We start from the raw sequence: 24,022 nt of genomic DNA on the forward strand, positions 1-24,022 counted from the left end.
CGCTTCCCTGAGGCCCTCGGCGTCCTGCCACGAGCAGCCATCACCATCAGGGCCGGCACCCATCCTCTCGGCGCGATCTGGGCGATCGAAAGCCCCGACGGCATCGGCGCCGACGGAGAACGAGCTCTGATCGACTGTGCACGACTGGCCGCACTGCACATTCTCCGCAACCGCAACGCGAGCGAACTCGAACTCCAGAAGCGCGAGAGCGCGCTCCTGGGCGCGTTGGAGGGCCTGTGGCCCACCCACGAGACCAGCTTCCGTCTGTCCATCCCGCCAGGAGCCGAACTCGGCCTTCTCGGATTCGCGGCCTCCGCCGACGTCAGGGGTCTCCTCGCCCTGACAGCCCACCTGGGGCACGCCCTGACCCGCTCCGTCGTGCCCGTCCGCCCCGACGCGAGCATCGCCACGACATCCCGCGCCGTCTACGTCCTGCTGCCCGGAGGAGGCTCCGCGGCCGCGACCCGCCTCGCCAAAGGCGCGCTCACCTCGATCCGCAGCTCGTTCGGCGACTTTGCTACGCGCGGCGATCGCCCCTGCTGACACGGATCCGGCAAGTCTGCCCGCGATGCGCCGCGAGACGGACGACATTCTCAGGGTGACCACCGCCCATCCGGACGCACCACCCGTCGCCACCCTCGACGACGTGCGCGTACGGCTCCTGCTGGCCCGCGTCGGCGACGAACTCAGCCACGCCTGAGACACCCCGGTGTCGCCGCGATGGTCGCTCATGACTCCGAGAACGGAACGGACTTCGTCGTCTCGGTCCTCGCCTGGCTGGAAGCGGTGGGCAACGTCGCCGTAGCCGCGGCACGCCTGTGCGTGCACACGAACACCCTCCGCTACCGCCTGCGACGCACCGCCGAACTCTTCGGCCTGCCCCTGGAACAGCCCGACGACCGACTCGCGGTGTGGCTCCAACTGCGCCTTCTCCAGCGCTGAGCCGACCACCCCACGACGCGCGGCGCACTGGACGGATGTCGAAAGTGAACCGCTCCGGGTGTGATGGAGGCTCGGGCCTGTACCGAGTTGCGTGGAGTCGGGATAGCCGATTTCACGCTACAGGTGTTGCACGCAGTTCGTACTCGACGGGCGTGAGCATCTCCAGCGCGGAGTGTCTGCGTTGTCGGTTGTGGAAGATGTCATTCCGTGCGGCGGGCCTGCCGGGTGCCGCATGTCGCGGAGTCCAGGTTGTGCGTTGGAGGTGGCGTCGGGTGGCCGGGTACGCCTCGTACGTGCATCAGCGGGAGTTCGCCCTGCAGGGCGGGGCGGATTTGGCGGGCGCCATGGGAGCGCGCAGGGTATCTGGCACCTTCGCGCCCGCAGGGCGGCCACTGGGGCCATTGTGGTCAGTGGCCGCCCTGCCGGGGACCGCTACCCCTCAGTCGACGTCAGTCAGGAGTTCGACGCGGCTGCCGGTACCGCCCCCTGCCGATCGTCGCCGCTGCTCGGGGGTGAGTGGGGGCGCCTGGTCGGCCAGTTCCTGGGCGTAGCGCCGAATGTCGGCGATCTCCGCAGCGGTCAACGCCATCAGGTCACCTTCTGAGCGCCACGCCGCGATCGTCGGAAGAGTCGTGTTCGAACATGTCGCCCGCCTTGTTCAGAGTGAACCGAATGCCTATCGGCCTTTATTGAAAATAGAAACGCGACTCGGAATGCCGCTCAATGGCCAGTCGACTGCGACTTGATGTGCGTCACTGCACGGGGCGGCCGCTGTACGGGCTGTGATGGCGAGGCTGACCTGAACCTCTTCGTGGAGGTGCGCCTCCTCTGGCGCTCAGTCTCAGCCCGAAAGAGCGCGGATGGTGCCGCTCCCGGGGCCCGTCACGGGTCTGTGTGACGACGGCCGAGAGCTATGTGACAACCCGCCTGGAGGCCGCGCCAGCGAGCCTATGATCGATGCATGCCGTCGTCCCTTCTCGCGGCCTTGCTGGGTCCGACGCCATCACTCACTACCGTCAGCTGCGCGAGCTGACCGTGGATGAGCTGGCCTGTGTGCTCGAGATGCTCGATCATCCAGTCTCGGCCGACGGTCGTGCGGAGATGGAGCGAGATGCCCGTCCTGTGACCGTCGATGACCTCGTCGCGATCTCCTGTGCGCTCGACGCGGCCCCCGTACTGCTGCTGTCGCACATCGGTACCGCACCCAGAAGCTGATGTGCGAGCAGCTGATCGCGGACTGCACCCGACGCGGCTTCGTCGACGGGCGGGTCGCCCGGCTGATGACGGTGGCGGTACGCCCGGGAAAACCCAACGCGGCCGCCTCCGGCTTCCTGTCCGGCATCGTCCGTGAACCGCTGGCGGGCCTGCCCGCCGTCTGCCCGGTCGATCCCGGTCTGGAAGTGGCCCTCTCCTCACCCCGGCGCACTCTGGAGGGAATCCTCCGCGTCGCCGAGGCCGAACGCGGCTCCGGACCGGGCCGCCTGGAGGGCCCGCTGCCGGTCAATCTGCCCGGCCTGACCGTCTCGGTCGCCGACATGCTCGCGACCCTGCGGCAGGTGGGCCGGTGATGCGGTCGCCGACCGGGTCACCCTCGCTCCCGACCCGGCGGTCGAGGCGATCGTCGGCTCATGGCCGGCCGTCTTCGACCACCGTCGCGCCGCCGCCCTGGGACTCGCCCCCGACCCGAGCTTCCGGTCGCTGCTCCTGGACTACCTCACCGATCACCCCGACGCCGTCGCCGCCCCGATCCACTGAACTGCGCCACCCGGTCCTTCGCGTCTGGGGTTCGGTCAGCCGGGGAAGCGTCCCGTGGACCGCAGCAGCCAGCGGCGTTCGGCGTAGGCCAGGTCGTCGCGCCACAACCGCGCCGCCCCGGCCCTCATCAGGCGGCGCACCACGGGGGCCGCCGCGCGGGCCGCGGCGAAGCCGGGACGCGCGGAGGAGGCCACGACCGCCTCGACGACGGCGGTGCGCGGCCGGCCCAGCTCGTCCGGACCGAGCGGGGTCGCGTGCGTCTCGACCACGGAGCCCCGGCCCTCGCCCTCGGTGATGCGCATGAGCACCGTCCGCGGTCCGGGCGTGGTGAAGACGGCCCGCACCGGCACGACGAACCGCCCGGCGACCTTGAAGGAGACGTCCACCGTGAACCCGTCCTCACCCGCCCCCTCGGCGACGGGAGTGCCGACCACGGTCAGGTCGACGAAGGAGTACGGATGGAACCAGGCCCCGTGCCAGGGGTCCAGCCGGTTCGCCACCACGTCCTCCGGCTCGCAGATCCCCACCCCGGTGTAGACGGCGGCGACCGAGCGCGACAACTGCGGCCGGGGCGGGACGACCGGCGCCGGTGTCGGCGGTTCACCGCCCACCTGGTCCAGGCGGACCCACACCAGCACACCGTCGTCGTGCACGGGCAGCGGCTCCCAGCCGGCGAACGGCCCGCCGTCCAGGGCCAGTCCGTGCCAGTGGCACACGAGGGTCCCGCAGCGCACGGGACTGTCGGCGAGCGGTGCTCCCAGGTGCGGGCAGATGCCGGGACCCGCCACCGGCCGCCCGTCGGCGGTGCGCCACACCACCAGTTCCTGTCCGGCCACCGTGGCGGACAGCGGTCGGTCGGCGCGAACCTCCCGGCTTGCACCGACGGCGTACCAGTTGCCGGACGGCCGGGCCTGGGCCCGCTTCAGCGCCTCGGCGATCAGAGCAGGCCGGGCCTGCCGCCATGTCGGTTGCTGCTTGTCCCACCGCACAGGCCGGCGTCGCAGGGAAAGCGCGTGGCGGGCACGGCCCGCAGGTCGCCGCGGCTTCATGCGATCCTCCGCATAGGTGATGACATGTCGGTGGCCGTGCCCGGCGAAGGGGCTGCCCGGTCCCCGGCCGTCCCGTGCCGCAGTCGCGCCGCGGCCACCCGGACCAGGCCGTCGAGGGCCACGGCAGCACGGCGGTGTCCCGGGACCACGGCTCGGCGCTGCACCGAGCGGTACCCGTCGGCGGCGACCGCGTCCAGGATCGCGCCGTACAGGACGAACGCGGTGCGGATGCACGGGCGCGAGACCGGGTCGAGCATGGCCAGCCCCGGGGCGGCCTCACGGTAGAGCGCGCGCGTGAGCCGCTCGAACTCCCGCAGGGCGGCGGTGATCCGGCGGTCGGGGCGTCCGGTGGCCCGGCTCCAGCGCAGCAGCCGCCGGTCGACGCCGTGTGCGTCCAGCAGGTCGGCGGGCAGGTAGACGCGGCCGCGGTCGAGGTCCTCGCCCACGTCCCGCAGGAAGTTGGTCAGCTGGAACGCCACACCCAGGGCCGCCGCGTGCGGTGCGGCCTCCTCGCGCGGGACGACCGTGCCGAGCACCGGCAGCATCTGCAGGCCGATCACCTCCGCCGAACCGTAGGTGTAGGTGCGCAGGTCGGCGTAGGTGGCATAGCCCGTGATGTCGAGGTCGGCGCGCATCGCGGTCATGAAGTCGGCGAAGTGGCGGTGGTCGATGGCGTAGCGCAGCGCGGTGTCGGCCAGGGCGCGGACGACCGGTTCGGCGCTGTCGCCGGTGCGCAGTCCCGCCTCCAACTGGTGCTGAAGCAGGGTCAGTTGTTCGGCCCGCTCGGCAGTGGTGATCGTACCGTCGAGGGTGTCGACGATGTCGTCGGCCCAGCGGGCGAAACCGTACAGGGCGTGCACGGCCGGCCGGCGGGCCACCGGGAGCAGTCGGGTGGCGAGAAAGTACGTCTTGCCGTGCCGGGCGTTCAGCCGCCGGCACCGGGTGTACGCCTGCCGCAGCGCCGGATCGGTGACGCCGGCCGCGTCGAGTTCACGGTCGGTCATACCGGCCTCCCTTCCCGGGATGCGCGTACGGCGGGGCGCGGCCGGCCGGGGCGGGCACCGCCGGTGATGCGGGCCGCGGCGAGCTTGCCCGACAGCAGGACGGTCGGCACGCCGACGCCGGGGGTGGTGCCGCACCCGGCGAGCACCGCGTTGACCGTGCCGCGCACCAGGTTGCGCGGCCGGAACGGCCCGGTCTGCGCGAAGGTGTGGGCGGCGGAGAAGGGCGAGCCGGCCGCATGGCCCTGGGCCTGCCAGTCGGCCGGAGTGACCAGGCACTCCTCCTCGACGGCGGCGGCGAGGCCGTCGAGGCCGCGCCGTTCCAGTTCCGTGAGCAGGCTGTCGCGGTAGCGCGGGCCCAGTTCGCTCCAGTCGGCCGCGTCGGGGCCGAGGGAGGTGTTCGGGCAGGGGGCGAGGATGTAGTGCAGGTGGCGTCCGGGCGGGGCGAGGCTCGGATCGGTGGCGGTGGGGCGCGTGACGAGCAGGGACGGGTCGCTCATCAGGCGGCCGCTCTCCGTCAGTTCGCGGAACGTCCGCCGCCATGCCGCGCCGAACGAGATGGTGTGGTGGGCCAGCCCGGGCCAGGTGCGGTCGGTGCCCACGTGCAGGATCACGGCGGACGGCGAGAACCGCAGACCCACCGGCCGCCTCGGGGCGCGGCCCAGCAGCCGGTAGGTGACGGGCAGGTCGGGGGTGAGGACGACGGCGTCGCAGGCGATCCGGTCGGTGTCGGTGACCACGGCCGTGATCCGTTCCCCGGAGCGCTCCAGGCGCGTGACCGGCTGCCCGAAGCGCAGGTCGGCCCCCGCGTCCGCGGCGGCGTCCGCCATCGCCCGGGGCAGGGCGTGCATGCCCCCGCGCGGGAACCAGACGCCGGCCACCGTGTCCATGTACGCGATGACGGCGTACGCGGCCAGGGCGCGTTCCGGTGCCACACCCGCGTACAGGGACTGGAAGGAGAAGACGCGCCGCAGCCGCTCGTCGTGCAGGAAGCGTCCGATACGCGCGTCCAGACGCCCGAACCCGCCGAGGGCGGCCAGGCGTGCGAGGTCGGGATGGAGCAGTTGCAGGGGCGAGTCGAAGTCGGCGTCGATGAAGCGCCGCATCTGGACCCGGTAGAGCCGTTCCAGCCAGGCGCGCAGCCGACGGTATCCGGCGGCCTCGCGGGCCCCGGCGAAGCGCTCGATCTCCGCCTCCATAGCCGCGGCGCCGGTGTGGACGTCCAGCGTGCTGGCGTCGGCGAACCGGGCCCGGTAGGCCGGGTGCAGCGGCACCAGCTCGACCCGGGCGTCCAGGCTGTCGCCCACGGCGGCGAACGCCTCGTCCGCCAGGTGGGGCATGGTCAGTACCGTGGGTCCGGTGTCGAGGTGGTAGCCGCCGCGGACCGTCCGCCCGGCACGTCCACCGGGTGACGCCTCGCGCTCCACCAAGGTCACCCGGCGTCCGGCGCCGAGCAGATGCAGGGCGGCCGACAGTCCGGACAGGCCGGCGCCGACCACCACCACATGGTCGGTGCGCCCGGGAACGGTACGGGTCATCGGCCGGCCCCCTCGCCGGTGGTCGGCACGGACCGGGAGAGGGGGGCCGCGTCGGCGGCCACGCCGCTCGCGGAGCGCAGCAGCATGCGCAACTGCCTCGTGGGCTCGGGTTCGAGGGCCGCCGTGTCCAGATGGCGCACTCCCTGGACCATCAGCCGGTGGATCTTCTCCTCCACGGTGTCGCGTGCGCCGGTGGACACGAACACCTCGCGCACCGCGGCGAGTTCGGCGTCGGAGGCATCCGCACGGCCGAGTGTGTCGCGCAGCAGGTCCTGGGCGTGTCGGTCGCCCGAGGTGTCGGCCCGCACCTGTGCGACGGCGGCCAGGTAGGTGGGTTTGCCGCCGCGGATGTCGCCGCCCGCGGGCTTGCCGGTGTCGCGCGGATCCCCGAAGGCGTCGAGGAGGTCGTCGCGCAGCTGGAAGGCCAGCCCGACGCAGCCGCCCGCCGAGCACAGGGCCCGAGTGGCGGCCGGCCCGGCGTCGGCCAGCGCCGCCCCCAGCGCGAGCGGGCGTTCCACGGAGTACCGGGCGCTCTTGAGGCGGGCGGCGCGGATCGCCCGGGCCGGAGAACGCGCCGAGGTGGCCTCACCCTGCACGTCCAGGTACTGCCCGGCCACCATCTCCATGCGCAGGGCACTCCACAGGTCTCGGACGTGCCGCGCGGTGGGGCGCGGCATCTCGGTGTCCGCCACCACGTCGTCCGCCCAGGCCAGGGCCAGGTCACCGGCGAGGATCGCGGCGGCCTCGCCGAGGCGCTCGCCGCGCCGCGCGCCGCACGCAGCCGCGTACTGGGCCGCCACGTCGACATGCAACGACGGTCGTCCGCGGCGCAGTCGCGCGCCGTCCATCACGTCGTCATGGACCAGGGCACAGGTCTGGATGAGCTCCAGGGCGGCTCCGATCCGCAGCGCGGCGTGCGTCCGCCAGGGCTCGGCGCCGCCGCAGGCCCGCAGCGCCCACCACACGAGGCGGGAGCGGCCGAGTCCGCCGCCGCTCCGCGTGAAGCCGGCGACCCGTGCGGCCAGCTCCTCCCCGAAGAGCGGGTCGACGGCCTCCGCCGCGGCCAGGCGCTGGTCGAGCAGGTCGCCGAGCACGCTGCGCACCGCGTGGGTCACGTCCGCGTCCACGGCGCGCGGATCCTCGCCGTACGCCGAACGGGTGTCCGGCGGGGAGGCGCGTTGATGATCACCCCGGCCGCGGTCCGTCCCCTCGGCCGTCCGGCGGGCGGGAGCGGGGGAGACCTGCTCGGCGGTCGGGTGCGCGCAGGGACTCCGGTCCGCGCGGTGGTCCTTTGCCACGGTGGAGCTCATGCCGTTCCCCTCGTCGAGATCCTCGAGATCCTCGAGATCCTCGTGATCAGAGCTGGCGTCGTCATGACCGGTTCGCCTCGGGTGGCGAAGACGGATGCGGGGCGGCACGGTGAGGTCTGGATCCCGCGGGTGTGTGACCCACCCCTCCCGGGCCAATTCGATGCGAAGTCGATGCAAGTTGCCACCCCTGCGTGGAATCCGCACGGTGGAAGGGCCGCGGTCGCTCTCGGCGACCACCAGGCTCAGTGGAGGAGTGACGATGACGACCGCACAGCGAACCGGCGGAGACATCGACGACAGCGATCTCGTGGCCGGCTTCCTCAAGGGGGACGAGGCCTGCCTCACGGCCGTCCACCATCGGTGGGGTCCGCTCGTCCACGCCCTCGCCAGGCGCTCCCTCGGGGACGCGAGGGAGGCGGAGGACATCACCCAACTGGTGTTCCTCGCCGCGTGGCGGGGCCGCGCCGGATTCGCCCCGGACCGCGGCACCCTGCCCGGCTGGCTCACGGGCATCGCCCGCCGGAAGATCGCCGACGCGCTCGCCGCCCGCACCCGGCGCAACGAACTCGTCGCCGCCGCGGGCGCCCAGCTGCTCCTGCGGGCCGAGGACGAGGCCGCGCTGCCGGAGGCCGCCCTCGACCGTGTCCTGCTCGCCGAGGAGATGTCGCAGCTCCCGGCACCGCAGCGCCGGGTGCTCAACCTCGCCTTCTACGACGACCTCACCCAGACCCAGATCGCCGAACTCACCGGCTGGCCGCTGGGCACGGTCAAGAGCCACGCGCGCCGGGGCCTGCGCCGCCTCGCCGGGCGGCTCCGCCAGGACGCACTGGTCGAGTGCGCCGCGTGACAACGACGCAGAACCGATGCATCTCATCGTCGCGACCGGTGTCACCCGCCGCACCGAACAGGTGACATCCGCATCCGGACGGGTACTGCGACCGGAATGTCGCCGCGGGGCACGGCGAAGGCGCGGAGGGAGGGACCCGGACATGCACGAGGCGGACGTCGCCATCATCGGAGCGGGAGCCGCGGGGCTGTCCCTGGCCCACCGCCTCTCCCGCCCCGCCCCCGGCGCGCGGCGCCCGTCCGTCGTCCTCGTGGACGCCCCGCCAGGACCGCTGCGGCCGCCCCGGCGCACCTGGTGCTTCTGGGAGAGCGGCCGCGGATCCTACGACGCCGCGGTCACCCGGTCGTGGCAGCGCCTGCGCGTCCACGGGCCCACGGGGGAGCCGATCGAGCACGACATCTCGCCCCTGCGCTACAAGATGATCCATTCGGACGACTTCGAGTCCCTGATCGAGCACGACCTCGACCGGAGCGGACAGGTCCGACGCATCGAGGCGACCGTCGAGAGCGTCGAAGGGCTCTCGCAGGGTGCGCGGATCGACGTTCGCACGGCGGACGGGCACCGCGAGTTCGTGCGGGCCCGCTGGGTGTTCGACTCCCGGCCGCTGGGCAGCCTGCCCGCGGCCCGTACGACGCTGCTCCAGCACTTCCACGGCTGGTTCGTCCGCACCGGCCGCCCGGTCTTCGACCCGGCCCGCGTGGAGTTCATGGACCTGCGCACCCCCCAGCCCGCCAGGGGCCTCTCCTTCGGCTACGTCCTGCCCACCCGCCCGGACCAGGCCCTGGTGGAGTACACGGAGTTCTCGCCGGCCGTCCTCTCCCCGGACGCGTACGACCGGGCGCTGGACCACTACACCGGCACCGTGCTCGGCCTGGAGGACTTCGAGGTGACCGCCACCGAGACCGGGGTCATCCCGATGACCGACGCCAGGTTCGCCCGGCAGACGGGTGCGTCGGTCTTCCGTATCGGGGCGGCAGGCGGAGCCACCCGGCCCGCCACCGGCTACACCTTCGCCGGCGTGCAGCGCCAGACCGCGGCCGTCGCGGCAGCCCTGCGTCAAGGCCGACGGCCCGTGCCCCCCTCGCCCCACTCGCCCCGCGCCCGCGCCATGGACGCGGTCCTGCTGCACGCCCTCGACAGTGGCCTCGTGGACGGCGCGGACTTCTTCGCGCGGCTGTTCACGAGGATCCCCATGACCCGGCTCCTGCGCTTCCTGGACGGCGGAACACGCCCGCACGAAGAACTCGCCATCGGTCTGCGCACCCCCGTCCTGCCCATGCTGCGAGCCGCCGCGCAAGTGCCCCGGCTTCCCCGACGCCCCTTCCCCGGACCCTGACCCGCGGTGCGGCCCGCGATCCCCGACTTCCCGACGACCCGTACCAGGAGGCAGCGTGACCGTGCTGCGTGACGCGGACCTGGCCGCCGCATTCGACCATGCGGCGCACCGCTACGACACACTCGTGGCCGCCAACCCCGGCTACCACGCCCATCTGCGCCGCTCGGCACGCCGACTGGGCCTGCCCCACCCGGGCACCGGGCTGCGCGTCCTGGACCTCGGCTGCGGGACCGGCGCCTCCACCGCCGCGCTCGCCCGCGTGCTGCCCGACGCCGAGATCACAGCCGTGGACGCCTCCGCCGGGATGCTGGACCGTGCCATGGCCAAGCCGTGGCGGGGCAGGGTCAGGTTCGTGTGCGCCCCGGCGGAGGCGCTCGCCGAGGCGGGCGTGGAGGGGCCCTTCGACGCGGTGTTCGCCGCCTACCTCTTCCGCAACGTCGCCGACCCCGACGCCGTGCTGGACGCCGTCCACGACCTGTTGGCCCCGCACGGCCGGCTCGCCGTGCACGAGTACACCCTCAGCGGGCGCCCGCTCGACCGTGCCGTCTGGAGCGCCGTGTGCCGCGGCCTGGTGCTGCCCGTCGCCACCGCTCTCGGCGACGGCGACCTGTACCGCCATCTCTGGCGCAGCGTCGTCGACTTCGACACCGTCGACCGCTTCACGGACCGCGTCCGGACCTGCGGATTCGACCACGTACGCGCTCTGCCCCTGCCCGGCTGGCAGACCGGCATCACCCACACCCTCGTGGCCCGCCGCGCCGCCCGTCCCGGCGGGAGCGGACGGTGACCGCGATGGCGGTGGGTCCCGGCCGGGATCGGTGCGTCGTCCTCCTGCCTGGGCCGTCCAGGCAGGACGGCGTCACCCATCCGGTCGTGGTCCGCCGTGCCGTCCGGCCCGCCGGGAGCGGGCAGTGACCGCCACGACGGCGGGTCCCGGCCGGGACCGGCGTGCCGTTCTGCTGCCTCCGTCGCCGGGGGCGACCCGGGTCGGTGGGCGGGCGCGCAGCACCGCCGTCGTCGGTGGTGGCATCGCCGGGCTCGCCGCCGCCACGGCGCTCGCCGAACGCGGCGTCGACGTGACGGTCTACGAACGCGAGGCCTACCTCGGCGGCCGTGTGGGCGGCTGGAGCACCGGCCTGTCCGACGGGACCAGCGCGACCATGAGCCGCGGCTTCCACGCCTTCTTCCGCCAGTACTACAACCTGCGCAGCCTGCTGAGCCGTACCGATTCCCCTCCGGGGCGCCTCACCGGCCTCCCCGACTACCCGCTGCGGCACCGCGACGGACACCACGACAGCTTCCGCAGAGTGCCGCGTACGCCGCCGCTGAGCACCCTGGGCTTTGTGGCGCTGAGCCCGTCCTTCCGCTGGCGGGACCTGGTGCGGATGCGCCCCGCCGCGGCCCTTCCCCTGCTGGACGTCCGCGTCCCGGACGTCTACGACCGACTGGACGGTGTCAGCGCGTACGACTTCCTCGAGTCCCTGCGCTTCCCTCCGGCCGCACGTCACCTGGCCTTCGAGGTCTTCTCCCGCAGCTTCTTCGCCGACCCCCGCGACCTCTCGGCCGCCGAGATGGTCCTGATGTTCCACATCTACTTCCTCGGCAGCTCCGAGGGGCTTCTCTTCGACGTGCCCGACGACCCCTTCCCGACAGCCCTGTGGGACCCCCTGGCCAAACACCTGACCCACCACGGAGCCGACCTGCGCCTGTCCACCTCCGTCGAGAACGTCTCGCCCACCGCGGACGGCGCCTTCACCGTCGCCACGGACCGCGAGGAGAGGCGGTACGACACCGTCGTCCTGGCCCTCGACACCCTCGGCCTGCGCTCCCTGGTCGGCCGCTCGCCGCGGCTCGCCGACGCGGCCTGGCGTGAACGCATCGGCCGGCTGCGCACCGCCCCGCCCTTCCTCGTCTCCAGACTCTGGCTGGAGAGCCCGGTCGACGCCGACCGGCCAGGATTCCTGGGCACGGCCGGATACGGCTCGCTGGACAACGTCAGCGTTCTGGAACGCTGGGAGCAGGAGGCCGCACGATGGTCCGCCCGCACCGGCGGTTCCGTGGTCGAACTCCACGGTTACGCGCTGCCGGAGCAGGCCGACCCCGACGCGGAGGCCCGGCACCTGATGGCACAGCTGCGGAACGTCTACCCCGAGACCCGCGAAGCGCGCGTCCTCGACGCCCGGCACGAATGGCGCCAGGACTGCCCCCTGTTCCCCGTCGGCGGATACCGGGACCGCCCCGGCGTACGCACCCCCCAGCCCGGCCTGGTGCTGGCGGGCGACCTGGTGCGTACGGACCTCCCGGTCGCCCTGATGGAACGGGCCGCCACCAGCGGCTTCCTCGCCGCCAACGCCCTCCTGCAGTCCTGGGCGGTACGGGGCCACCCGCTGTGGACCGTGCCCAACGGCGGCCGCAACCCCCTGCTCCGGGCCCTGGCGGGCGGCCGCGCACGAGCACGAACGAGGTCCTGAGGCGACTGGTGGAGGGGGTGTCAGGGCAGGCGGACGTGACTTGAGAGACTGGCGGGTATGGACATCGCGAGCAGGAACCATGTGACCGTCACCGGCAACGCGCAGGGACCGACAGTGGTGCTGGCGCACGGATTCGGCTGCGACCAGAACATGTGGCGGCTGACGGTGCCCGCCCTGGTCGACGACTACCGCGTGGTGCTGTTCGACTACGTGGGCTCGGGCCGCTCGGAGGCGTCCGCGTTCTCGCCGGAGCGGTACGCCTCTCTGGACGGCTACGCCCGGGACGTCGTCGAGGTGTGCGAGGCGCTCGACCTGCGCGACGCGGTCTTCGTGGGGCACTCGGTCAGCGCGATGATCGGCGTACTGGCGGCCGGCATGGCTCCGCAGCGGATCGGCGCGCTGGTGATGGTCGCCCCGTCCCCGCGGTACATCGACGACGAGGGATACCGCGGCGGGTTCAGCGCCGAGGACATCGACGAACTGCTGGCGTCGCTGGAGGCGAACTACCTCGGCTGGTCGGCGGCCATGGCCCCGGTGATCATGGGCAACGCCGATCGGCCCGAGCTGGGCGACGAGCTCAAGAACAGCTTCTGCGCCACCGACCCGGACATGGCGCGCGTCTTCGCCCGGACCACGTTCCTGTCGGATTCCAGGGACGACCTCAAGGGCGTGAGCGTGCCGACGCTGGTGCTGGAATGCACCCAGGACGTGATCGCCCCTCGTGAGGTCGGAGCCTTCGTGCACCAGGCGATCCCCGGCTCGACCCTGGTCACTCTCGACGCCACCGGCCACTGCCCGCACCTGTCCGCGCCCGAGGCGACCAACCAGGCGATCGTCGACTTCCTCGCGAGCCTGTGATGATGTGCCGCGCCGACCAGCAGCCCGACCCGCAGGACGCCGACGCCGAGCGGACCGCGGACGCCGTGTTCGCCGCACTGCTGGAGGACAGCGCCGAGGACCTCTACGAGAACGCCCCCTGCGGTTACCTCTCCACGCTGATGGACGGGACCATCGCGAGGATCAACGGCACCCTGCTGGACTGGCTCGATCTTGAGCGGGAGGCGGTGGTCGGCCGGAAGCGGTTCACCGACCTGCTGACCGTCGGCGGGAAGCTGTATCACGAGACGCATTTCGCCCCGCTGCTGCGCATGCAGAGCGAGATCAGCGGAATCGCGCTGGAGATGAAGCGGACCGGCGGCGGCCGGATACCCGTGCTGGTCTCGTCGGCCGTCAAACACGGCACCACCGGGCAGCCCCTGCTGATCCGCACCACGGTCTTCGACGCCCGGGACCGCCGCGCCTACGAAGAGGAACTCCTGCGCCGCCGTGAAGCGGCAGAGGAAGCACGGCGGCAGGCGGAGGCCGACCGCGCCCGGCTGCAGGAGGCGCTCGCCGTGCTCCAGCAGTCGCTGCTCCCGGACACCCTCCCGCCGGTACCCGGCGTGCAGACGGCCACCCACTACCACACGGCCTCACCCGACCGGCTGGGCGGCGACTTCTACGACGTCTTCGCCCTCGACGGCAAACGCTTCGGGTTCTTCCTCGGCGATGTGTGCGGCAAGGGACCCCAGGCCGCCGCAGTCACCTCGCTGACCCGCTACACCCTGCGCGCCGCCGCTCTGCACGACCCCGACCCCGTCTCCGCCCTGACCACCCTCAACACCGTGCTCCACGAGCGCTACGCCGGCAGCGGCGACCCGCGCTACTGCACCGCGGTCTACGGCACCCTCGAACCCGATCCCGCAACCGGACAGCTGGCCGTCCACCTCGCCGCGGGCGGCCACCCGCCGGCCATCGTGCTGCGCGCGGACGGCACCGCCGACTTCCTGCCCACTCCCGGCGGCCTTCTCGTCGGCATCCTGCCCTCCGCGCCCTTCACCGACGCCAAAACCGTTCTCGGCCCCGGCGACACGCTTCTTCTCTACACGGACGGCCTCACCGAAGCCCGCACCGGCCACGGCCGCGCGGGTCTCTACGGTGACGAGGCCTTGCTCGCCTTCGTCACCGCTCATGCGGGCAAGCCACCGCATGCCGTCGTCCAGGCCCTCACCGGGCTCCTGGACAGCTTCGGTGACGGTCTCGACGACGACACCGCCCTGCTCGCCATCGGTGTCCCCGCCTCCGACCCACAGACGGGAAACGAACGATGAGCCCGCTGAAGATCACCGCCCGAGATGCCGCGACCGGTCCCGTTCTGGAGCTGTCCGGTGAACTCGACTACGCCAACGTCGCCGAACTGCACGAAGTGCTCGACGGCCGGGCCCTCCGGGCGGGCCGGTGCCTGGTCCTGGACATGAGCGGGCTGGAATTCTGCGACTCCAGCGGCATCACGGCTCTGATCGCCGCGCGCAGCAACGCGCAGGCCGTCCAGGCGGACGTCGCCCTGGCGGCCGTACCGCCGAACATCCTGCGCGTCCTGCGCATCGTCGGCCTGGACCAGATCTTCACCATCCACCCGGACATCGAGAGCGCCACTCGTTCCTGAGCCGGGCTCCGTGTGCCCGGGAGGGAACCGGGACCCGGTTCCCTCCCTGACGGACGGTCAGGACAGGATCTCGATGTACCCGTCCGTTCCGTGCACGCGGATCCGCTGTCCGTCCCGGATCCGCCGGGTGGCCTGCTCCACGCCCACGACGGCCGGCAGGCCGTACTCCCGGGCGATCACCGCGCCGTGGGTCATCAGGCCGCCCACCTCCGTCACCAGGCCCGCGACGGCGACGAACAGCGGTGACCAGCTGGGGTCCGTGAAGGTGGTGACCAGGATGTCGCCCGCTTCGAGATCGGCCTCCGCCATGTCGAGGATGACGCGGGCCCTTCCCTCGACCGTCCCGGTGGAGACCGGCAGGCCGATCAGTGCGCCGTCCGGTACGTCGTCGCGCCGGTACGCCCCTGTCAGAGCCTCGCCGTCCGAGGTGAGGACCCGGGGCGGGGTGAGCGCCTGGTACGCGCGGAACGCGTCCTTGCGCTGCCGGACGAGCCGGTCGTCGATCTGCCGCGTGCGCACGACGTCGTGGAACTCCTCGAAGGTGAGGTAGAAGACGTCCTCCTTCTCGGCGAGCACGCCCGCCTGCGCGAGGCGCTCGGCCTCCGCCATCAGGGCCTGCTTGTAGACGAAGTAGCGGCTGATGATGTCGTACTTCGGGTACTCCCGGTATCCGATGAAGGTGCGGACCCGGTCGATCATGCCCTTGGTCTCGTCGGCCTTGCGCTCCCCGTCCGGCAGGGCCCGCAGCCGGGACAGCACCTCCTGCTCCTTCTTCCGCGCCTGCTGGAGCCCCTGCTCGAAGCGCCGCCGGGCCGCGCCCGGTTCGAAGTTGCGGACGTTGTCGAGGATCACGGGAACGAGCGTGCCGGGGCGCTCGCTCCACCGCGGCCTCGTGATGTCGATCTCGCCGACGCAGCGCATGCCGTACCGGTCGAGGTAGGCCTCGATGGCGTCGCGGGCCTCGGTCCCGCCCGGGACCTTCGCCAGCTCGTCGAGGAAGTCGTCGTCCTCGACGCCCGCCAGGAACTCGACCACCTGCGGATGCGGGCGGATCACGTCGGCGACGTCGAGCAGCGCGAGTCCCATCTCCGACGTGACGTTGCCGGGGGCGGACAGCGTGAGCGTGTCCGCCGCGTTCTTCTCGCCGAGCCACTCCTCCAGCTTGTCGTTGAGCCACCACGTGGCCTCCATGCCCGCCATGATCGCCTTGAAGTTCAGCGGATCGGTGAGGACGCGTTTGTGCTCCTCGAAGGCCGTCGGCAGGAAGTCGAACAGCTCCGGCCCCGTCTTCGTGAGGACATCGCGCCGCAGGGCGGCGAGGGACGCCTGGCTGCGCTCGATCAGCCCGGTGACGACCGCCGGGTCGGTGGCGACCGGCTCGGGGGCCGCGCCGGCGCGCGGTCCGGCGGGCGGAGCGTCCGGGAGCGACGGGACGAAGTCCTCGCGGTCGAGGACGGTCTCCAACGCGTCCCTGACCAGCGGGTCGCCCCTGCCCATGAGGTCCAGCAGGCCGGCCCGGCTCGCGGGCGCGGCCAGACGCTGGGTGACGTCGACGAACAGCCTTCCGCCGGCCTCGTGCATCCGCACCATGGCCGTCTGCTGCCACATGGACAGGCCCAGCGGCTTCATGGGGTCGGTCATCATCTGCTGATGTCCGACGGAGACGTAGACGTGGTTCTCCTGGTCGGCGCTCTCGGGGACGGGGAACAGCGTCGTGATCGGCCGGCTCTGCACGATGTGGAAGTCGTCGTCGACCAGGCACCATTCGATGTCCTGCGGGCGGCCGAAACGCGCTTCGATCCGTCGCCCGAGCTCCACGAGCCGGACCGCCTGCGCATCCGTCAGCGCCGGCTGCTGCTGCCGCTGCGCGTCGATCGGCACTTCCCGCGTGCCTCCGGCCAGCAGGGCGTGCACCTCCCGCTGCTTGGCGGAGATCGTCCTGGCGACGACCTCGCCGTGGCGCACCTTGAAGACGTCCGGGTTCACCAGCCCGGACACCAGGGCCTCGCCGAGACCGAAGCCGGCGTCCACGGTGGCGACCGTCCGGTTGCCCGAGACGGGGTCGGCCGTGAACAGGATGCCGGACGCGTGCGGGAAGACCATCTGCTGCACGACGACGGCCATACGGACCGTACGGTCGTCGATGCCGTTGCGCCGGCGGTAGGTCACGGCTCGTTCGGTGAACAGTGACGCCCAGCATCTGCTGATGTGCCGCAGGATCGCCGCCGGACCGACGACGTTCAGGTAGGTGTCCTGCTGCCCGGCGAACGAGGCCGTCGGCAGGTCCTCGGCCGTGGCGCTCGACCGGACGGCGTAAGCGGTCCGCTCGCCCGACCGGGCGAGCGCACGGGTGATCGCCCCTGCCAGATCGTCCGGGACGGCGATCTCCTCCACCGTCCGGCGGATCTCCGCGCTGAGCGTGCGGATCGCCTCCTGGTCGTCCGGGCTCACACGCGACAGCTCCTCCAGCTGTGCGTCGAGCGACGGTGACTGCGCCACGACCCGCCGGTAGGCGTCCGTCGTCACGCAGAAGCCCGCCGGTACACGGATGCCCTCGATCCGCGACAGGCTGCCCAGGTGCGCCCCCTTGCCGCCGACGACGGCGACCTGACTCTCGTCGATCTCCTGAAGGTCCAGCACGTACCGCTCGGTCACGTTGTTCAACGACAACGTCGTTCCCCCATTTCCGCAGGTTGTGGCCTCGGCCGACGATTCTGCGCCCTGACCGGGGGCTTGCCGCAAGGCCCCCTCCGCGCTATAACTTGAAGAGAGGCAAGGAGAGTTCTCTCCTTGCCTTTTGCTTTTGCCGTCCTCCGGAGCCGCCGGGTGCTTGGTCGCCGTCTCATCGGGTACCGCGTTTGAATGAGGGTGGTATCTGTATGGCGAAGCGATTATTGAAAGCGATGGGTGTGTGACTCGTCTCAGTGGCTCGGGGGACGACCAGTCGGGCGGACCGGGTGACGACCCCCTCTCCGTCGCGCTGGAGGTCGCCGACGCCGTGGACGGTCTCGCGAACCTCTGGTCGGTGGCCGCCCAGGGAGCGAGCCTGAGGCTGTCGCCGCACCAGCTGAGAGCTCTGCGGATCCTGGAGTCGGAGCCGGGGCTCAACCTCACCACCCTGGCGGAGAACATGGAGATAGGGCCGCCGACCGCCAGCCGGCTGTGCGACCGCCTGGAGGCGGCCGGTCTGCTGGAGCGCCTGCTGCACCCGCACCGGCGCCGTGAGGTGCAGCTCGTTCTCACCGGGCGCGGCCGGCATGTGCTGGACGAGGTGGACGCGCGCAGATCGCAGGCGCTCGCCGTGGTCCTCGCGGCCATGGAACCCGGCGAGCGGGCGGCCCTGAGCGGGGGGCTGCGGGCCTTCCTGACCGCTCAGAGCGACACCGGCAAGGAGACCGACGACCCCGGACGCTGACCGGACGGTCAGCCCTGGCGGCCGTTCCAGTCGAGGCAGACCACGGCGGCGTCGGACAGCAGTTCCTTGCTGCCGAAGTGCTCGATCAGGCCGGCGACGACCGCGCGTGCCGTCTCGTGCGGCGCCGTCGAACGGGTGGCGCCGAGGACCTGGCGCAGGACCCGCTCGCCGAACAGGTCGCCCGTCGCGGAGCGGGTGCCGTGGACACCGCTGCTGACCGCGATGAGCCGGTCGCCGGGCTCGACCCGGAAGGTCTGCTCCGCGTAGAGGGTCTCCTCGAACATGCCGAGCGGCAGCTGCGCCTCCAGCTCGACCCGCTCGGTACGCCCGCCACGCTGCCGGAACAGTTGGGGGGAGCCCGCGTCGACGGCCTGCACGAGGCCCGTGGCCAGCTCGAAGCGCAGCAGCAGTGTGGAGGTGTACGCCTTGCCGCCGTACTGGGCGTAGACGGCCTGGTCGGCGAGGCATGCCTGGTCGGCGAGGCCTATGCCGGCGCGGCGGGCGTTGCGCAGGGCGCCGGTCGTGAGACTGGCGAGCAGGGAGGCGTCGATGCCCTGTCCCATGCCGTCGGTGATGGTCAGGAACAGGTGGTCGGCGCCGGTGGACCAGTCGAAGGTGTCGCCGCCGATGGAGTAGGCGGGTTCGAGGTGGGCGCCGATGACGTACTCCTCGCGCGCGCAGCCCCGGCCGGGCAGGAGCTGCCACTGCATCTCGGCGGCGAGGGTCAGCCGACGGGTACGGCGGGCCTGGAGGTAGAGGTCGGTGTCGCGGCCGGCGGTGGTGACCTCATGGCCGAGGGCCGTGGCGAAGTCGCCGAGCTGGAGCACGGTGTGCGGGTCGACGGCCCCTGCGGGCAGCTGGACGGACAGGACGCCGAGACGGTCGCCGCGCACGGTGATGGGCAGATGGGCCAGGTTGCCGACCGGGTCGTGGAGGACCTCCAACACCGGCTTCTGGGTGAGGAAGGCGCTGCCCGCGGGCCCCTCCTGGGCGGAGACCGGGGGACCGGTGTGCGGCAGGTGCGTCACCGGTTGCAGGACGTCCAGGCCGTAGTCGGCGAGGAGGAGGGTCACCTCCTGGGCGTCCACCCGCTCGGCCAGCAGACGGCGGGCGGTGGCGACCAGTGTGTGCGGCGCGGCCGCGCGGAGTTGGGCCTCCGCGGACGGCTGCGGTTCAGAGGCTTTCACGACATCCACCCTCTCGCCTTGTGTCCTTCACGCTACCGCGAGCGGGCGGGCCGCCAGGAGGTTCGGAGCCGGAGGGGAATCGGTCCGCCTTCAGGGACCGCTCCGGCGCAGTCGGCGTCACGGTGTGGCACAGCAGCAGGCAGACGTCGTCGTCCCGTTCGGAGTCGTACAGGAGGGGCTTGAGCAGGGCGTCCGCGGCCGCGTCCAGGTCCTGTTCCAGCTCCGGGGTGTTCAACGCCTCCAGGGCGCGGGCCAGGCGACCGATGCCCGGGTCGATACCCTGCCCCCGGCGTTCGACCAGGCCGTCGGTGTACAGCACGAGGGACGAGCCGGGAGGCAGGTCGGCCCGGTGATCCTTGTACACGTAGGGCAGCGGGATGCCCAGCATCACGCCGGGCTTGGCCTCCAGCACCCGTACGGTCCCGTCGGCGCCGCGCACGACGGCGGGCGGGTGGCCGGCCGAGGCCCAGACCACCTCCGGCTCGCCCGGCCGGAAGCGGGCGATCAGCGCGGTGGCGTACAGGTCCGGCTGGAGGTGGCCGAGCATGCGGTGCAGCCGCGTGAGGATCTCGCCGGGGGTGGCGTTCTCGACGGCGTAGGCGCGCAGGGCTGTGCGCAACTGACCCATGACGACGGCGGCGTGCAGTCCGTGGCCGGTGACATCCCCTATGACGGCCAGCAGGCTGCCGTCGGGCTGGAGGAAGGCGTCGTACCAGTCGCCGCCGATGTTCATGCCCCAGGTGGCGGGAAGGTACCGCGCGGCGAGCAGCAGACCCGGCGGGGTGGGCAGGTCGGTGAGCTGGGCCCGCTGGAGGGCTTCGGCGGTGTTGCGGGACTGCTGGTATCGGTGGGCGTGGTCCAGCGCGACGCCGACGCGGCGGGCCAGCTCGACCAGCATCACGGAGGTGTCCTCGTCGAAGCGGGGGCCAGGCGCGGTCAGGGTGAGGACGCCCAGCAGGCGCTGCGCGACGAGGGGGATGGCCAGCAGCGGCCGCTCGGGGGACAGGGCGGAGGGCGGGAGGTCGTCGACGCCGGGCAGGGCGCCGGGGTGGGCGGCGGCGTGCTGGGGGCGCCCCGTGCGGGCGGCGGCCACGGCGGCGGCCGAGTGCTCCCGGACGCGCTGCGCGCGCTCGTCGTCGTGGTCCTCGTACTCCTCCTCGTCGAAGAGCCAGACGTCGAGACGCTCCGCGTACTCCGGCACCAGCATGTCGGAGAGGCGGCGCAGGATGGCCGTATGGCTGAGGGACGATGTGATGGCGGCGCTCGCGTCACCGAGAAAGGTCAGCAGGCGCCGGGCCCGCTCCGTCGCGGCGCGTGCGGTCCGCTCGGCTTCGAGGAGCTCGCGCTGGGCGCGGGCCCCGGCCTCCAGGTCGGCGTGCAGCGCCAGAACGCCCTGGTTGGTGTGGTGCAGTTCCTCCCGGTGCAGCCGGACCAGGTCTTCCTGCTCGTCGAGGAGGCTCAGCACCGCCGCGGTGTTCTCGTCCGCGGCCAGCAGGGCCTGCGGCAGCGAGGTCGCGGCTCGGCGACTCTTCCGGGCCGGCTGGTGCGGCAGGGAGCAGGTGAGCAAGGGTGTTTCGTCCTGCGCGCCCGGCTCGCGGTCGCCGACCGGGCGCAGCGTCACCTCGAGACGGGCGGGCTGCTCGGTGGCGGACTGCCGGACGTGGAGCCGGAGTTCCCACTCACCGCCGCGGCTGAGGCAGTGGCGCAGGCGTGCCGTCAGCGACGTTAGGAAGCGGACCCGCTCCAGCGTCGGCGTCCCGCCGTCCGTGGCGACATGGTCGACGGCTGCACGGGCCCGGGCGGCATCGGCGACCGACGCGATCTTCCAGACGTCAGGGGGTGCGGTCATGCGGGTCCGTCCGGGGTTCAGGGGCCAGTACGGCCACGCAGGCGTCGTCACGCAGAGGCCGGGCGGCGCTGCCGGCGTCCCTGAGGACGACCGCGGCCACCACGGCGGGGTCATGGGCGCCGAACAAGGGGTCGCCGGGGGGTACCCAGCGGCTGGGGAGCCCGTCGCTGTGCAGGACGAGCAGACTGTCCGGCGTCCAGGTGTTCTCGCGCAGGGGCACGGAGGCGGGGAAATGGGCGCCGACGATGCCCGGGTGGGAGATGAGGGGATGCCACGCGCCGCCGGTGCGCAGCCTGGCGCCGATGTTGCCGACCCCGGCGAACGAGACCTTTTCGGTGCCCTCGTCGAGCTGGGCGACACCGACGGCCGCGCCGCGCGTGGCCCGCAGTGCGGTGTGCAGCCGCCGCAGGATCTCGGCCGGCGGCAGCTCGGCGCATCGGCGCAGTTCCTCCACGGCGGCTGTGGACGCGTCGGCCGCCTTGTCCCCGTGGCCGAGCCCGTCCACCAGCATCAGCGTGACGCGTGGACCGGAGCGCACCCAGGTGAAGGCGTCTCCGGAGTGCTCGGCATGGGCGAGGGAGCTGGTGATGCCGCCGGCCCGGGTCCCCGTACGGGAACGCACCTCCCGGGGGCGCGGTCCGCCCGGTGCTCTCGCCGGGGTGATGCGTGCCACCGCGACGGTGCCCTGACCCGGTCTGCTGTGCACGTCGAACTCGCTGGAGATGCGCCGGCAGGTGCCCAGGCCCGCACCGAGGGAGGAGGAGGCGGTCGTGTGACCGTCCCGCATCGCCGCGGGGACGTTGTCGATGCCCGGTCCGTGATCGAGCGAGGTGATCTGCACACAGGGCACGTCCTCGGCGAACGTGTCGGAGAGGGCGGCCAGGTTGACGAGGACACGGCCGCCCCCGGCGTGCTTGACGAGGTTGGTGCCCAACTCGGTGGCCACCAGCGCCGCGACGGCTGTGGCATGTGCGTCCAGCCCCGCTCGGGCGCAGGCGGCTTCGGCGGCGACACGTACGTCCCGGACGCGGGTGCTGTCCTGGACCGGGATGTCCCACACCCTGCTCACGGCGCACCCGTACGGGGCGCGGGCAGGCCGGAGACCCAGTCGGTGACGGTGACGGTGGTGCCCTGGCCGGGGCGGGTGTCGAGAGTGAACTCCTTGACGAGCCGCTTGGCCCCGCTCAGCCCCATGCCCAGGCCGTTTCCGGTGGTGTAACCGTCGGTCATGGCGAGTTCGACGTCCCGGATGCCGGGGCCCGCGTCGACGAAGGACAGTCGCAGTCCGTGGTGGGCGCCCTCCGTCAGCACCGTCATCTCCATGTGTCCGCCGCCGCCGTGGACGAGGGCGTTGCGCGCCAGTTCACTGGCCGCGGTCACCAGCTTCGTCTGCTGGACCAGGTTGAATCCGAGACCGGCAGCGGTCTGGCGCACTTGTTGGCGTACCCAGGCCAGGTCGGCGTCCGAGCCGATGGGCAGGCGCGTGGTCGAGGCGCTGGGGGCATGCATTCATGCACCCTCTTCCAGGTGTGCGGTCGGAGCAGCCGAGGTCGCGCGGCCCAGCAGGGACAGGGCACTCTCGACGTTCAGCGCCGTCCCCAGGCCGGGCAGGGTGAGACCCATCTCGACGAGGGTGATGGCGACGGCCGGACGCATGCCGGCCAGTACGGTCCGCGCGGCCAGCAGGCGCGAGCTCGCGGCGATCTCGGCCAGGACGCGCCCGAGGAAGGAGTCGACGATCTCCACGCCGGAGATGTCGATCACGACACCGTTCACCGGCGTGGCACTGGAGGCGATCCGCTGGGCGATGTCGTGCTGCAGCTGTTCGGCCGCGCCGTCGTGCAGCTCGCCCTGCAGCGTGACCAGCAGGACGTCTCCCAGCGCCAGGACCGGCACCGGGCCCGGGCCGGAGTGCGGGGCGACGAAGCCGGTCACCGCGGACTCGCTCCCGTCGCCGGGCGTGCGGAGACGACGATGCCCTGCTGGGTGAGGGCGTACGCCAACGCGTCGGCGAGGCCGGCCCGCGTGATGATCGATCCGAGGTCGATACCGAGGTGGACGATGGTCTGCGCGATGGCGGGACGGATGCCGGAGACGATGCACTCCGCGCCCATCAGCCGGGCCGCGGCGACCGTCTTCATCAGATGCTGGGCCACGAGCGAGTCCACGGTCGGCACGCCGGTGATGTCGAGGATCGCGTAGGCGGCCCGCTGGTCCACGATGGCCTCCAGCAGGCTCTCCATCACGACCTGGCTGCGGGCGCTGTCCAGCGTTCCTATCAGCGGTACGGCGACCACGCCGTCCCACAGCTTGATGACCGGGGTGGCCACCTCCAGCAGCTGCTGACGCTGGCGCTCGATGAGCTCCTCGCCCGCGCTCACCGTCGTCTCCATGATCACCAGGCGGAGTGTGGCCGTCAGGACCGCCAGCGCCTGCCCGCACGCGTGTGCCCGCACGCCGTCGGCGTCCTGGAACTCGGTCCGCAGCAGTGCGGTCATCGGTTCGCGCAGATCCGCGACCTCGCCGGCGATCTGCACGGGTGTGAACCCGGCCCGGGCCCGAGCCGCGGCCATCCGGCCGAGCTGGTCCCGCACGGCGTCGAAACCCGGAGCGTCGACATCCTCCAGCCGTCCGGAGCGGGCCACGTCGGCCAGGGCGTCCACGACGGATTTGCCCGCCTCGACCGCCTCGTCCCGGGAGACGGTGAAGACGGTGCGGAACAGGGCGGCGTCCGCCCAGCGCTGGGCGATCTGCTCACGGCGCCGCTCCAGGAAGGCACCCAGCTCCTTCGCTGTGTCGGGGGCCGTGTCGTGCTCCGCCACCTGCATCGTCTCCCT

At 72.4% G+C, this 24,022-nt stretch carries 24 protein-coding genes and 1 pseudogene; 13 read left to right on the plus strand and 12 right to left on the minus strand.

The window, feature by feature from the left end:
• Positions 1–225 precede the first annotated feature (225 nt).
• Genes D1369_RS39745 through D1369_RS39750 form a run of 3 tightly spaced genes read left to right on the plus strand, consistent with a single transcriptional unit; the run spans position 226 to position 942 of the window.
• Entirely contained in the window at positions 226–543 is a 318-nt protein-coding gene (locus tag D1369_RS39745; protein WP_007379586.1) for a hypothetical protein, read from the plus strand.
• 25 nt (positions 544–568) lie between these two features.
• Positions 569–700 carry a hypothetical protein gene (locus D1369_RS44635; RefSeq protein ID WP_272920809.1) on the plus strand — a complete coding sequence of 44 codons (132 nt, stop codon included), beginning with the start codon at positions 569–571 and terminating at the stop codon, positions 698–700.
• Positions 701–720: 20 nt separating this feature from the next.
• Positions 721–942: a helix-turn-helix domain-containing protein gene (locus tag D1369_RS39750; protein WP_007379584.1), complete on the plus strand. Its 222-nt coding sequence runs from the start codon at positions 721–723 to the stop codon at positions 940–942.
• Positions 943–1,381: 439 nt separating this feature from the next.
• Here the strand turns inward: D1369_RS39750 and D1369_RS43240 are convergent, their stop codons facing one another.
• A complete protein-coding gene (locus D1369_RS43240) occupies positions 1,382–1,531 on the minus strand; it encodes a hypothetical protein (protein ID WP_158680102.1) in 150 nt (49 codons plus the stop codon).
• 368 nt (positions 1,532–1,899) lie between these two features.
• On the opposite strand from D1369_RS43240, the gene D1369_RS39755 reads away from it, so the two are divergent.
• Positions 1,900–2,157: a hypothetical protein gene (locus tag D1369_RS39755; RefSeq protein WP_007379583.1), complete on the plus strand. Its 258-nt coding sequence runs from the start codon at positions 1,900–1,902 to the stop codon at positions 2,155–2,157.
• Positions 2,148–2,697: pseudogene (locus tag D1369_RS39760) on the plus strand (NAD-dependent epimerase); the annotation flags it as partial. The gene D1369_RS39755 and the pseudogene D1369_RS39760, both read left to right, overlap by 10 nt.
• Positions 2,698–2,732: 35 nt before the next feature.
• Here the strand turns inward: D1369_RS39760 and D1369_RS39765 are convergent.
• From D1369_RS39765 to D1369_RS39780, 4 genes are read right to left on the minus strand one after another with little or no spacing between them, the layout of a single operon-like run.
• Positions 2,733–3,746, minus strand: coding sequence for a DUF5914 domain-containing protein (locus D1369_RS39765; RefSeq protein ID WP_118083031.1), 1,014 nt, complete (start codon positions 3,744–3,746; stop codon positions 2,733–2,735).
• The gene (locus tag D1369_RS39770; protein ID WP_037898687.1) at positions 3,743–4,750 is read right to left on the minus strand and encodes a phytoene/squalene synthase family protein; all 1,008 of its coding nucleotides are present in this window, start codon (positions 4,748–4,750) and stop codon (positions 3,743–3,745) included. The genes D1369_RS39765 and D1369_RS39770 overlap by 4 nt, the downstream gene beginning before the upstream one ends.
• A complete protein-coding gene (locus D1369_RS39775) occupies positions 4,747–6,285 on the minus strand; it encodes a phytoene desaturase (RefSeq protein ID WP_118083032.1) in 1,539 nt (512 codons plus the stop codon). The genes D1369_RS39770 and D1369_RS39775 overlap by 4 nt, the downstream gene beginning before the upstream one ends.
• Positions 6,282–7,595 carry a polyprenyl synthetase family protein gene (locus D1369_RS39780; protein WP_118083033.1) on the minus strand — a complete coding sequence of 438 codons (1,314 nt, stop codon included), beginning with the start codon at positions 7,593–7,595 and terminating at the stop codon, positions 6,282–6,284. The genes D1369_RS39775 and D1369_RS39780 overlap by 4 nt, the downstream gene beginning before the upstream one ends.
• Before the next feature lie 259 nt (positions 7,596–7,854).
• Here D1369_RS39780 and D1369_RS39785 point away from each other — a divergent pair, with 259 nt between their 5' ends.
• The 7 genes from D1369_RS39785 (at position 7,855) to D1369_RS39815 (ending at position 14,734) form a co-directional block, all read left to right on the plus strand.
• A complete protein-coding gene (locus tag D1369_RS39785; RefSeq protein ID WP_118083034.1) occupies positions 7,855–8,442 on the plus strand; it encodes a sigma-70 family RNA polymerase sigma factor in 588 nt (195 codons plus the stop codon).
• A gap of 142 nt (positions 8,443–8,584) precedes the next feature.
• The gene (locus tag D1369_RS39790; RefSeq protein ID WP_037898679.1) at positions 8,585–9,778 is read left to right on the plus strand and encodes a lycopene cyclase family protein; all 1,194 of its coding nucleotides are present in this window, start codon (positions 8,585–8,587) and stop codon (positions 9,776–9,778) included.
• A gap of 55 nt (positions 9,779–9,833) precedes the next feature.
• Complete coding sequence (locus tag D1369_RS39795; protein WP_007379577.1) at positions 9,834–10,565, plus strand: methyltransferase domain-containing protein; 732 nt, start codon at positions 9,834–9,836, stop codon at positions 10,563–10,565.
• Positions 10,566–10,689: 124 nt separating this feature from the next.
• Positions 10,690–12,249 carry an FAD-dependent oxidoreductase gene (locus D1369_RS39800; RefSeq protein WP_205574503.1) on the plus strand — a complete coding sequence of 520 codons (1,560 nt, stop codon included), beginning with the start codon at positions 10,690–10,692 and terminating at the stop codon, positions 12,247–12,249.
• A 57-nt stretch (positions 12,250–12,306) separates the two neighbouring features.
• Positions 12,307–13,107: an alpha/beta hydrolase gene (locus tag D1369_RS39805; protein WP_007379575.1), complete on the plus strand. Its 801-nt coding sequence runs from the start codon at positions 12,307–12,309 to the stop codon at positions 13,105–13,107.
• A 2-nt stretch (positions 13,108–13,109) separates the two neighbouring features.
• Entirely contained in the window at positions 13,110–14,399 is a 1,290-nt protein-coding gene (locus tag D1369_RS39810) for a SpoIIE family protein phosphatase (protein ID WP_007379574.1), read from the plus strand.
• Positions 14,396–14,734, plus strand: a complete 339-nt coding sequence (locus D1369_RS39815; RefSeq protein WP_007379573.1) for an STAS domain-containing protein — start codon at positions 14,396–14,398, stop codon at positions 14,732–14,734. Before D1369_RS39810 ends, D1369_RS39815 begins: the two co-directional genes overlap by 4 nt.
• Before the next feature lie 57 nt (positions 14,735–14,791).
• Here the strand turns inward: D1369_RS39815 and rph are convergent, their stop codons facing one another.
• Entirely contained in the window at positions 14,792–17,389 is a 2,598-nt protein-coding gene (rph, locus tag D1369_RS39820) for a rifamycin-inactivating phosphotransferase (RefSeq protein WP_205574546.1), read from the minus strand.
• A gap of 256 nt (positions 17,390–17,645) precedes the next feature.
• Here rph and D1369_RS39825 point away from each other — a divergent pair, with 256 nt between their 5' ends.
• Positions 17,646–18,149, plus strand: coding sequence for a MarR family transcriptional regulator (locus D1369_RS39825; protein WP_007379571.1), 504 nt, complete (start codon positions 17,646–17,648; stop codon positions 18,147–18,149).
• A gap of 8 nt (positions 18,150–18,157) precedes the next feature.
• Here the strand turns inward: D1369_RS39825 and D1369_RS39830 are convergent, their stop codons facing one another.
• The 6 genes from D1369_RS39830 to D1369_RS39855 are packed head-to-tail and all read right to left on the minus strand — an operon-like array spanning position 18,158 to position 24,013.
• On the minus strand, positions 18,158–19,345 hold the full coding sequence (locus D1369_RS39830; RefSeq protein WP_007379570.1) for a PP2C family protein-serine/threonine phosphatase: 1,188 nt from the start codon (positions 19,343–19,345) through the stop codon (positions 18,158–18,160).
• Positions 19,323–21,185: a GAF domain-containing SpoIIE family protein phosphatase gene (locus D1369_RS39835; RefSeq protein ID WP_118083035.1), complete on the minus strand. Its 1,863-nt coding sequence runs from the start codon at positions 21,183–21,185 to the stop codon at positions 19,323–19,325. The genes D1369_RS39830 and D1369_RS39835 overlap by 23 nt, the downstream gene beginning before the upstream one ends.
• Positions 21,169–22,254 carry a SpoIIE family protein phosphatase gene (locus tag D1369_RS39840; protein WP_118083036.1) on the minus strand — a complete coding sequence of 362 codons (1,086 nt, stop codon included), beginning with the start codon at positions 22,252–22,254 and terminating at the stop codon, positions 21,169–21,171. Before D1369_RS39840 ends, D1369_RS39835 begins: the two co-directional genes overlap by 17 nt.
• Positions 22,251–22,694, minus strand: coding sequence for an anti-sigma regulatory factor (locus D1369_RS39845; RefSeq protein WP_007379567.1), 444 nt, complete (start codon positions 22,692–22,694; stop codon positions 22,251–22,253). Before D1369_RS39845 ends, D1369_RS39840 begins: the two co-directional genes overlap by 4 nt.
• A complete protein-coding gene (locus tag D1369_RS39850; RefSeq protein WP_007379566.1) occupies positions 22,695–23,120 on the minus strand; it encodes an STAS domain-containing protein in 426 nt (141 codons plus the stop codon). It lies immediately after the preceding gene.
• Positions 23,117–24,013 carry an STAS domain-containing protein gene (locus D1369_RS39855; RefSeq protein ID WP_007379565.1) on the minus strand — a complete coding sequence of 299 codons (897 nt, stop codon included), beginning with the start codon at positions 24,011–24,013 and terminating at the stop codon, positions 23,117–23,119. The genes D1369_RS39850 and D1369_RS39855 overlap by 4 nt, the downstream gene beginning before the upstream one ends.
• Positions 24,014–24,022 lie beyond the last annotated feature (9 nt).

It is taken from the genome of Streptomyces sp. CC0208, from assembly GCF_003443735.1.
Taxonomy (GTDB): domain Bacteria; phylum Actinomycetota; class Actinomycetes; order Streptomycetales; family Streptomycetaceae; genus Streptomyces; species Streptomyces sviceus.

What these genes read in the sequence shown, in the direction of transcription:
- D1369_RS44635 (WP_272920809.1), top strand. Translation starts at nt 569, where the DNA reads ATGCGCCGCGAGACGGACGACATTCTCAGGGTGACCACCGCCCATCCG.
- D1369_RS39750 (WP_007379584.1), top strand. Translation starts at nt 721, where the DNA reads ATGGTCGCTCATGACTCCGAGAACGGAACGGACTTCGTCGTCTCGGTC.
- D1369_RS43240 (WP_158680102.1), bottom strand. Translation starts at nt 1,531, where the DNA reads ATGGCGTTGACCGCTGCGGAGATCGCCGACATTCGGCGCTACGCCCAG.
- D1369_RS39755 (WP_007379583.1), top strand. Translation starts at nt 1,900, where the DNA reads ATGCATGCCGTCGTCCCTTCTCGCGGCCTTGCTGGGTCCGACGCCATC.
- D1369_RS39765 (WP_118083031.1), bottom strand. Translation starts at nt 3,746, where the DNA reads ATGAAGCCGCGGCGACCTGCGGGCCGTGCCCGCCACGCGCTTTCCCTG.
- D1369_RS39770 (WP_037898687.1), bottom strand. Translation starts at nt 4,750, where the DNA reads ATGACCGACCGTGAACTCGACGCGGCCGGCGTCACCGATCCGGCGCTG.
- D1369_RS39775 (WP_118083032.1), bottom strand. Translation starts at nt 6,285, where the DNA reads ATGACCCGTACCGTTCCCGGGCGCACCGACCATGTGGTGGTGGTCGGC.
- D1369_RS39780 (WP_118083033.1), bottom strand. Translation starts at nt 7,595, where the DNA reads ATGAGCTCCACCGTGGCAAAGGACCACCGCGCGGACCGGAGTCCCTGC.
- D1369_RS39785 (WP_118083034.1), top strand. Translation starts at nt 7,855, where the DNA reads ATGACGACCGCACAGCGAACCGGCGGAGACATCGACGACAGCGATCTC.
- D1369_RS39790 (WP_037898679.1), top strand. Translation starts at nt 8,585, where the DNA reads ATGCACGAGGCGGACGTCGCCATCATCGGAGCGGGAGCCGCGGGGCTG.
- D1369_RS39805 (WP_007379575.1), top strand. Translation starts at nt 12,307, where the DNA reads ATGGACATCGCGAGCAGGAACCATGTGACCGTCACCGGCAACGCGCAG.
- D1369_RS39810 (WP_007379574.1), top strand. Translation starts at nt 13,110, where the DNA reads ATGTGCCGCGCCGACCAGCAGCCCGACCCGCAGGACGCCGACGCCGAG.
- D1369_RS39815 (WP_007379573.1), top strand. Translation starts at nt 14,396, where the DNA reads ATGAGCCCGCTGAAGATCACCGCCCGAGATGCCGCGACCGGTCCCGTT.
- D1369_RS39835 (WP_118083035.1), bottom strand. Translation starts at nt 21,185, where the DNA reads ATGACCGCACCCCCTGACGTCTGGAAGATCGCGTCGGTCGCCGATGCC.
- D1369_RS39845 (WP_007379567.1), bottom strand. Translation starts at nt 22,694, where the DNA reads ATGCATGCCCCCAGCGCCTCGACCACGCGCCTGCCCATCGGCTCGGAC.
- D1369_RS39855 (WP_007379565.1), bottom strand. Translation starts at nt 24,013, where the DNA reads ATGCAGGTGGCGGAGCACGACACGGCCCCCGACACAGCGAAGGAGCTG.